The organism is Frankia sp. AgPm24, from assembly GCF_023243055.1.
GTDB classification, from domain to species: domain Bacteria; phylum Actinomycetota; class Actinomycetes; order Frankiales; family Frankiaceae; genus Frankia; species Frankia umida.
Window position 1 is genome coordinate 1 of record NZ_JALKFW010000022.1, and the last position, 8,741, is coordinate 8,741.

Here is an 8,741-nt window from a genome sequence, read left to right on the forward strand (position 1 = left end):
ACCCGCCCAACCCGCCCAACCCGCCCAACCCGCCTGCCCCATCTGCCCCACCCGCGGTCGCGTATGTGCGTCGGAGGGGGCCTCACCAGGTCATGGTCATGATCGGGTCCTGCCGAGAGCGCCGTGACCTGCCGAGGGACTGGCGAGGAAGTGAGGAGGTGAGGAGGTGAGGCTCCGGATCCCTGTTCGCCGCCGACTTGGCAGGATGAGTGTGCTCCTCCTCCCCTCGGCCCGGGGTCTCGGCCCGGGGTCGGGATCCAGGGCATCGGGATCCAGGGTCGCGACCCACCTGGCCCGTGGACCGCGACATCCCCACCCACTGTCTGATCTTCCAACAGCATGGAGCGACCCGCGATGAGCGACCTGCCCGATCCGGACATCCTGCTTGACGTCGCGTTGACGATCGCCCGCGAGGCCGGGGAGCTGCTTGCCCGGGGCCGCGAGGGGACGGTGGCGGCCGAGTCGACGAAGTCGTCGCCCACCGATGTCGTCACCGCGCTTGACCGGGCGTCCGAGGCGCTGGTGGCACGTCGGCTCGGTGAGCTGCGCCCCGGCGACGGGCTGCTCGGTGAGGAGGGGGCCGACTCGGCGAGCTCCACCGGGGTGCGCTGGATCGTCGACCCGCTCGACGGCACCGTCAACTACCTCTACCGGCTGCCGAACTGGGCGGTCTCGATCGCCGCCGAGGTGAACGGCGAGGTCATCGCCGGCGTGGTGCACGCCCCCGCGCTGGGCGGGGCGGGCACCACCTTCACCGCCACCCGTGGCGGTGGGGCCTTGCGTGATGGCAGTGTCCTGACCGGCTCCACCGAGACGGAGCTCAGCCGCGCTCTGGTCGCGACCGGTTTCGGGTACACCGTCGCCCGCCGGACCGCGCAGGTCGCGGTGCTCACCCGGGTGGTGCCGCGGGTTCGTGACATCCGCCGGATGGGTGCGGCCTCGTTGGACCTGTGCGCGGCGGCCGAGGGTGTCCTCGACGCCTACTACGAGCGCGGTCTGAAGCCGTGGGACCACGCGGCCGGCGCTCTGGTGGCCGCCGAGGCCGGGCTTCGGGTCGGCGGTCTGCTGGGGCGCCGCGCCGGTGAGGATCTCGTCGTCGCCGCCCCGCCGGCTCTGTTCGGTCCGCTGACCGATCTGCTCGCCGAGGACCCCCGCGCCGACCGCGACTGACCGGACCGACCGACTGACCGACTGACCGACCGGGACCGCCGGATCAGAAGCTCTCGGCGGGGGTCGCCGTGCTGGGGGTCGGGCCCGCGGGCAGTGGCGGCTCGTCGAACCAGACGGTTCGGCGGATGTGGTCGACGTAGCTGACGAGGATGTGCACGACGCGGCGGGAGACATCGTCCGCGGCGTAGTCGGCGACGATGCGCGGGCGGCGGTCGCTCTCGGCCTCACGGACGACGAGTTCCACCGCGGCACGGATGCGGTCGGGGTGCAGCACGCTGGACACCAGCACGCCGCGGTCCATTCCCTCGGGGCGTTCATGGGCGTCCCGGACGAGGACCGCCGGAAATCCGATCAGCGATGCCTCCTCGGTCAGGGCCGCGCTGTCGGACAGCACGCACAGGGCGGCTCGCTGCAACGCGATGTAGTCGCTGAATCCGAACGGCCGGCAGAACCGAATCCGATCGTCGACGAGTGGAGCCCGTCCGGCGCGGCGTAGTTCGGCGAGCCGGTCCCGGGTGCGTGGATGCGTGGAGACGATCACGGGCAGCCGGTATCGGACGGCGAGCCGGTTGAGCGACTCCACCAGCGCGTGCAGGGCCTCGGGCCGGTTGGTGTTCTCCTCCCGGTGGACACTCGCGACCAGATACCGTCCGACCTGCACACCGAGGGTGGCGAGCACCGTGGACGTGTCGATCAGCGGCGCGTAGTGGGTGAGCACCTCCCGCACGGGCGAGCCGACGACGAAGACACGCTCGGTCGGGCGACCCTCGGCGAGCAGATGGCCGCGGGCGCGTTCGGTCGCGGCGAGATGGACGTCGCTGAGATGGTCGGCGACCCGGCGGTTGAGTTCCTCGGGGACCCGTTCGTCGAAGCAGCGGTTGCCGGCCTCGAGGTGGAACACCGCGATCCGGCGGCGTTTGGCCGCGATCGCCGCGTAGCAGGTGTTGGTGTCGCCGTAGATGAGCACGGCGTCCGGCGCCTCGGCCGCGAGCACGGGGTCGATCTGACCGATCAGCCGGCTGATCGTCTCCGCCGGGGTGGCGCCGGCGACGTCCAGGGTGTGATCGGGGCGGCGCACGCCGAGTTCGTCGAAGAAGATCTGCGAGAGCTCGTGGTCGTAGTTCTGCCCGGTGTGCACCAGCCGCAGGTCGACGGCCCGGTCCAGTGCCGCGAGCACCCGGGAGAGCTTCACCACCTCCGGGCGGGTGCCCACCACCACCAGCACCTTCAGCCGGCCTTCCACCGGCCCGGACGACTTCGGTATCGCCACCGCCGGGCGAGCCACTCCGATCGGGGCGCGCCGCAGCCGCGGTCCGCTGGGCTGTGGCACCAGGGGGGTGGAGCGAGCACTCGGCGGCGCCGAGGGCACCGTGGGCACGGACGGCCCCGTCTGCTCCGACGTCTCCCTCGCCAACGCCGACGTCTCGCTGGGCATACGGACTCCCCCCGGCACGCGCAGATCATCTTGGACGCACGGATCGTCACCGACGATCACGGTCGCACCCGTTCGATCCGGACACCCACGCCGACCGCAGCCGTCACCCAGAAAGCTATCACCCTACGTATCTATCTGGTAACTCGAAGCACTCCTGGCCGGTCCGGTGAACGCGCCCGGCCCCGGCCGGCGGGGGTCCCCGCGACCCCCCGCCGGGGCGGGCGGGCGGGCGCGGCGCCCCGCGCCGGCCCCGGGGGGGGGGGAGACGACTCTCCCGCGGCCGGGGCCGGGCGGACTGACGGAGCTGACGGCGCTGGTGGCGCCGGTGGCGCCGGTGGCGCGACTAGAGCAGCGAGCGCAGGACGTAGAGCAGGATGCCGCCGTGGCGGTAGTACTCCGCCTCGCCGGGGGTGTCGATGCGCACGACGGCCTCGAAGGACGTGTCCCCGGCCTGGACGGTGATGGTCGGGGTCTTCTCGTCCACGTGGGCCAGACCGGTGATGGTGAAGGTCTCCTCACCGGTGAGGCCGAGCGACTCGTACGACTGGCCCTCGGGGAACTGCAGCGGCAGCACGCCCATGCCGATCAGGTTGGAGCGGTGGATGCGCTCGTAGGACTCGGCGATGACGGCGCGCACGCCGAGCAGCGAGGTGCCCTTGGCGGCCCAGTCACGCGACGAACCCGAGCCGTACTCCTTGCCGGCGAGGATGACCAGCGGGACACCCTCGGCGGCGTACTTCTGGGCGGCGTCGTAGATCGCGAGCTGTTCGCCGTCCGGCAGGTGGCGGGTCACGCCGCCCTCGACCCCGGGGACGAGCTTGTTGCGCAGCCGGATGTTGGCGAAGGTGCCACGGATCATGATCTCGTGGTTGCCGCGCCGCGAGCCGTAGGAGTTGAAGTCGAGCGGGGCGACACCGTGCTCGGTGAGGTAGCGGCCGGCCGGCGAGTCCTTCTTGATGTTGCCGGCGGGTGAGATGTGGTCGGTGGTGACCGAGTCGCCGAGCAGGGCGAGGACCCGGGCGCCGACGATGTCGGTGCGGGTCTCGGGCTTGGCCGCCATCCCCTCGAAGTACGGAGGGTGACGGACGTAGGTGGAGTCGGATACCCAGCCGAAGGTCTGGGAGACCGCGCCGCCGTCGCCGATGGGCAGCGCCTGCCAGCGCTCGTCCCCGGAGAGGTCGGCGTAGTCGGATTCGAACATCTCCGCCTGCACGGCGTCGGCGACGACCGCGGTGACCTCGGCCTCGCTCGGCCAGATGTCGCGCAGGTACACCGGCTGGCCGTCCGAACCGGTGCCCAGCGGGTCGGTGTCGAGGTTGATGTCCATCGTGCCGGCCAGCGCGTAGGCGACGACCAGCGGCGGGGACGCCAGGTAGTTCATCTTGATGTCGGGGCTGATCCGGCCCTCGAAGTTACGGTTGCCGGACAGGACGCTGACCACCGCGAGGTCGGCCTCGTTGACCGCGGCGCTGATCTCGTCGGGCAGCGGGCCGGAGTTGCCGATGCAGGTCGTGCAGCCGAAGCCGACCAGGTTGAAGCCGACCTTGTCCAGGTAGGGCACGAGCCCGGCCCGGTTGTAGTAGTCCATGACGACCTTGGAGCCCGGGGCCAGGGTGGTCTTCACCCACGGCTTGCGGGTCAGGCCCTTCTCGACGGCGTTGCGGGCCAGCAGGGCCGCGCCGATCATGACCTGCGGGTTGGACGTGTTGGTGCAGGACGTGATCGCGGCGATCGCGACCGCGCCGTGGTCGAGTTCGACGACGGTGCCGTCGGCCAGGGTCACCGCCGTCGGCCGGGACGGACGGTCGGCGACGGGGCCGGCGACCGCGTTGACCGACACCGGGGCGTCCGACGGCTTGTCGGCGAAGGCCGTGGCCGAGTCGGAGGCCGGGAACGACTCGGCGTCGGCCTCGTCGGCGCCGCCGTTCGCGAGGACGGTGGCCTTGGCGTAGGTGGGCAGCGCGGTGCGGAAGGCGGCCTTCGCGATGGACAGCGGCACCCGGTCCTGCGGTCGTTTCGGGCCGGCCAGTGACGGCACCACGGTGGAAAGGTCGAGCTCAAGGGTGGTGGTGTAGTCGGCCTCGAAGCTCGGGTCGAGCCAGAGGCCCTGTTCCTTGGCGTAGGCCTCGACCAGGGCGACCCGCTCGGCGGGACGCCCGGTCAGCCGCAGGTAGTTCAGCGTCTCGCCGTCGACCGGGAAGATCGCACAGGTGGAGCCGTACTCGGGGCTCATGTTGGCGATGGTCGCCCGGCTGGCCAGCGGCAGGTTCGCCACGCCCTCGCCGTAGAACTCGACGAACCGGCCGACGACACCGTGCTTGCGCAGCATCTCGGTGATGACCAGCACCATGTCGGTGGCGGTGGTGCCGACGGGCAGTTCGCCGGTGAGCTTGAACCCGACAACGGTCGGGATGAGCATGCTGACCGGCTGGCCGAGCATCGCGGCCTCGGCCTCGATGCCGCCGACGCCCCAGCCGAGCACACCCACACCGTTGATCATCGTGGTGTGGCTGTCGGTGCCGACCAGGGTGTCCGGGTAGGCGAGGGTGCCCTCGGGGGTGTCCTTCGTGAACACGACGCGGGCCAGGTACTCCAGGTTGACCTGGTGCACGATGCCGGTGTTCGGCGGGACGACGGTGAAGTTGTCGAACGCCGCCTGGCCCCAGCGCAGGAACTGGTAGCGCTCCCGGTTGCGGCCGAACTCGAGGGTCGCGTTGAGCTCGAAGGCGTCCTGCCGACCGAAGTGGTCGGCGATGATCGAGTGATCGATCACCAGCTCGGCCGGTGCCAGCGGGTTGATCTTCGCCGGGTCACCGCCGAGCGCGGCCATCGCCTCGCGCATCGCGGCGAGGTCCACCACGCAGGGAACACCGGTGAAGTCCTGCATGATCACCCGGGCTGGGGTGAACTGGATCTCCTGGCTCGGTGCGGCCGACGGGTCCCAGTTCGCCAGCGCCCGGACGTGGTCCGCGGTGATGTTGGCGCCGTCCTCGGTGCGCAGGAGGTTCTCCAGCAGCACCTTGAGGCTGTAGGGGAGTCGATCGGCCCCGGGCACCGCGTCCAGCCGCCTGATCGTGTAGGTGCGGTCACCTACCGCGAGCGATCCGGTACTGCCGAAGCTGTCCATCGTTCTCCTCCTCGTCACCCGCCGCCCGTCACCCACGGGCAGCGGGGTTCGCCACCATGGCCACGCCCCTGCGGCAACGCCATGGCGACGCCGCCGGCGGGGAACCCGTGACGCAGGGCCGCTCTCGGCGTCGGCCATCCTCGGCCGGCTCTGGGTCCATCCTGGCATTTCCCGCCGGGAGGCATCGCTGCTGAGGGCCTGTGACACAACCGACGGGCCTGATCGACCGATCGTTGGCCGAATTGTGCCATTCGCCGCGGCGGGCGAGCCGACCTTACCTCGAGCGGGGCGAACCTCTCGTCATTTACTTAGCAACGCTAACGATATCAGATGGCTTCCGTCCCCGCTTCGCCTTGGCCGCGGGCTCCTGCCCCGCTCCCGACTCCGCTCCCTCACCTGCTCGTGGGCCCGTTTCCGGAGCTGTCTCGGCAGCGGGGCGGTCAGCTGTCCCGACCGCGACTTTCGAGGGGGACGTCGCAGCTGTCGTCGACGCCGTCGCCGGAGCCGGTGTCGGTGTCGGCGACGCGTCGGCGGTGGGGGCCGCGTCCAGATCGGCGTCGAGCTGGGCGGCGAAGCGGGCCAGGAACACCTCCCGCTTGCGGCTCGGGCTCATCCGCCCGGTACCCACCGATCGGGCGAGGGCACGACGCTCCCACTGCTCGATGTCGGAGATGACCCGAGCGGGCGCGCCGGCGACGACGCTGCCGGCGGAGATGTCCCGCATCACCACGGCGCCGGCGGCGACGAGGACATCGGCGCCGATGGTCACGCCCGGCATGATGACGGCGTTCAACCCGATCATGGCGCCGTCGCCCACCCGGATCGGCGCGACCACGTCGATGTCGGGATGCTCCCGGCGCAGTCGGGTCACCGCGCCGTCATGGGTGATGAACCGGACCCCGCCGGCGATGCCGACCCGGTGGCCCAGCCTGATCAGGTACGGCTCGGTGCCGAACGTGGCCGGGGTGATCTCGACCAGCCGGCAGTCCTCCCCCATCCGCACCCCGATCCGCCGCGCGTAGCGAACCGGATCGGTGCGCAGCAGATAGCTGCGATACGCCGCCCACACCACCCGCCGCGGCAGCCCGGGCAGCAGCCGCAGCAGGGACAGCCCCGCGGCCGAGGCGCCGGAACCGGAAGCAGCGGTGGAACCGGAAGCAGCGGTGGAGACGGGAGCAGAGCCGGAGACGGAAGCGGCGGTGGAGGCGGGGGTGGCCTGACGCCTTCTCGCTGGACGTCGGGGGGCGGGCACGGCGGCGCGCAGCCGGTCGAACGCGGTGGCGGTCGGGCGGGCCGCGGCTGACCGGTTCGTGGCGGCGGTGTGCAGGGCGGCGACGATGTCCTGGCTGAGCAGGCGACGGTCGAACATCTGCTCGGCGCGGCGGCGGGTGGCCTCGGCGCGGCGGCCGGCGGCCGGGGTGCCGCGGCTGGCGGCGGCGTCGAGCAGGGCCTCGGCCAGGGCGGCGGCGTCACCGAGGTCGACCAGCCAGCCGGTCTCGTCGTCGACGACCTCGGGCAGCCCGCCGGCGGCGGTCGCCACCGTGGGCACGCCGCAGGCGGTCGCCTCCTGTCCGGAGCCGTAACCTTCCGACCAGGAGGACACCACGTTGACGTCCGCGGCCGCGTAGAACGGCCGGACGTCCAGGACACTGTCCACCCAGCGGACCTGGTCGGCGCCGGGCCGCGACGCCCAGGTGGCCCGTAGCTGGTCGCGGTAGCGCTCACCGGCCTCGCCGTATCCGCCGCCGAGCAGGATGAGGGTGCCTCGGCCGCCCCGTTCGACGAACCGGGACCATGCCTCGAGCAGGACCTCGTGCCCCTTGACGCCCCGGCCCGGATGCACCAGCCGCTTGGGTGGGTAGAAGTAGGCGACGCAGACGGCGACGAACTCGTCCGTGTCGAAGCCGAGGTCGGTGCGGGCCGCGCGACGCCGTTCGGGCGGTGCGGGGCTGAAGTGGTCGAGGTCGACGCCGTAGGGGTACGTGCGGATGCGGTGTGCGGGCAGGCCGAGGGCCTGGTACCGGTTCCGGATGTCCGCGCTGCTGGCGATCAGCAGGTGGTCGAGGCGGCACAGCACCCGTTCGGCCCGGCGGATCAGCGTGTTGTCCAGGTAGAGGGGTCCGGCGACCATGTGCACGCGGGTGATCGGGGTACCCAGTGTGGCCAGCCGCACGACCAGCGCCGAGGCGTACAGGTGGTAGTGCACGACGTCCACGTCGAGGTCACGCAGGGTCGTGCGTAGCCGTCCGACGGCGGCCAGCTGCGCTGGCAGCGACGCGCCGGCCAGCGGTGCGGGACTTTCGACCACGGGGACGCCGTGGTCGGCCAGTTCCCGGGCGACGCGGCTGTCGCGGTGATGGGGGGCCGGCAGCAGCACGACCACCTCGTCGCCGACGGCACGGGCGGCGAGCACCTGTGGGATGATCCACAGCGGACCGTCTCCGGTCTTGACCAGCGTGGCGATCTTCATTGTGTGGGTCCTCCCAGGATCAACGCAGCGTCCGCGCCACCGTCGCGCGCGGGTCCCCCGACCCTTGTGCCTTGGATCGCGCTTCGGATCACGGCCGCCGGGCGACCCACAGGCAGGCGCGGCCGGCCAGCCGTGGGGCACCAAGAAGGTCCAGGCCGGCCTCCAGCGGCCGCAGCCGGCCCCGGTCCACCCGGGCGGCCAGGGCCCGACCGGCCGTGGTGAACTCCAGGACCGTCGCGAGCGCGCCGTAGGGATGGGCACGTACCGCCTCGAACCCGACCGCCCGTAGTTCGGCGGCGAGGCCCGCCGGGGTGAAGGCGTACTGGTAGAACTCTCCCTCCCGGGGTCGCGGCAGCCACAGCGGCGCGCCGACCGTGGGGGGCGCCGCTGTGCGCCGCGCCCGGCCCGGACGGTCACCCGCGGGCAGACCACCCGCGTGGGCCGCGCGGCCCCCCGCCCGCCGCCGCGGGCGGGAGCAGGGGGGGGAGCCCCGGGCGCTTCCGCCGGGGCGCCGCCCCCGCAGGGTCGGGGGCGTATAC

The 8,741-nt window shown here is 72.2% G+C and carries 4 protein-coding genes and 1 pseudogene; 1 reads left to right on the plus strand and 4 read right to left on the minus strand.

All coding sequences use genetic code 11. The features are described from left to right. Positions 1-354: 354 nt before the first annotated feature. The gene (locus MXD61_RS04970; RefSeq protein ID WP_248811672.1) at positions 355-1,170 is read left to right on the plus strand and encodes an inositol monophosphatase family protein; all 816 of its coding nucleotides are present in this window, start codon (positions 355-357) and stop codon (positions 1,168-1,170) included. Positions 1,171-1,213: 43 nt separating this feature from the next. Here the strand turns inward: MXD61_RS04970 and wecB are convergent, their stop codons facing one another. The 4 genes and pseudogenes from wecB to MXD61_RS04990 form a co-directional block, all read right to left on the minus strand. Then, positions 1,214-2,623 (minus strand): non-hydrolyzing UDP-N-acetylglucosamine 2-epimerase, encoded by a 1,410-nt coding sequence (gene wecB, locus MXD61_RS04975; RefSeq protein WP_248811673.1) that lies wholly within the window; start codon positions 2,621-2,623, stop codon positions 1,214-1,216. A gap of 325 nt (positions 2,624-2,948) precedes the next feature. Further along, a complete protein-coding gene (locus tag MXD61_RS04980) occupies positions 2,949-5,732 on the minus strand; it encodes an aconitate hydratase (RefSeq protein ID WP_248811674.1) in 2,784 nt (927 codons plus the stop codon). A 304-nt stretch (positions 5,733-6,036) separates the two neighbouring features. Next, entirely contained in the window at positions 6,037-8,202 is a 2,166-nt protein-coding gene (locus MXD61_RS04985; protein ID WP_248811675.1) for a glycosyltransferase, read from the minus strand. 88 nt (positions 8,203-8,290) lie between these two features. Next, positions 8,291-8,741: pseudogene (locus tag MXD61_RS04990) on the minus strand (O-antigen polysaccharide polymerase Wzy); the annotation flags it as partial.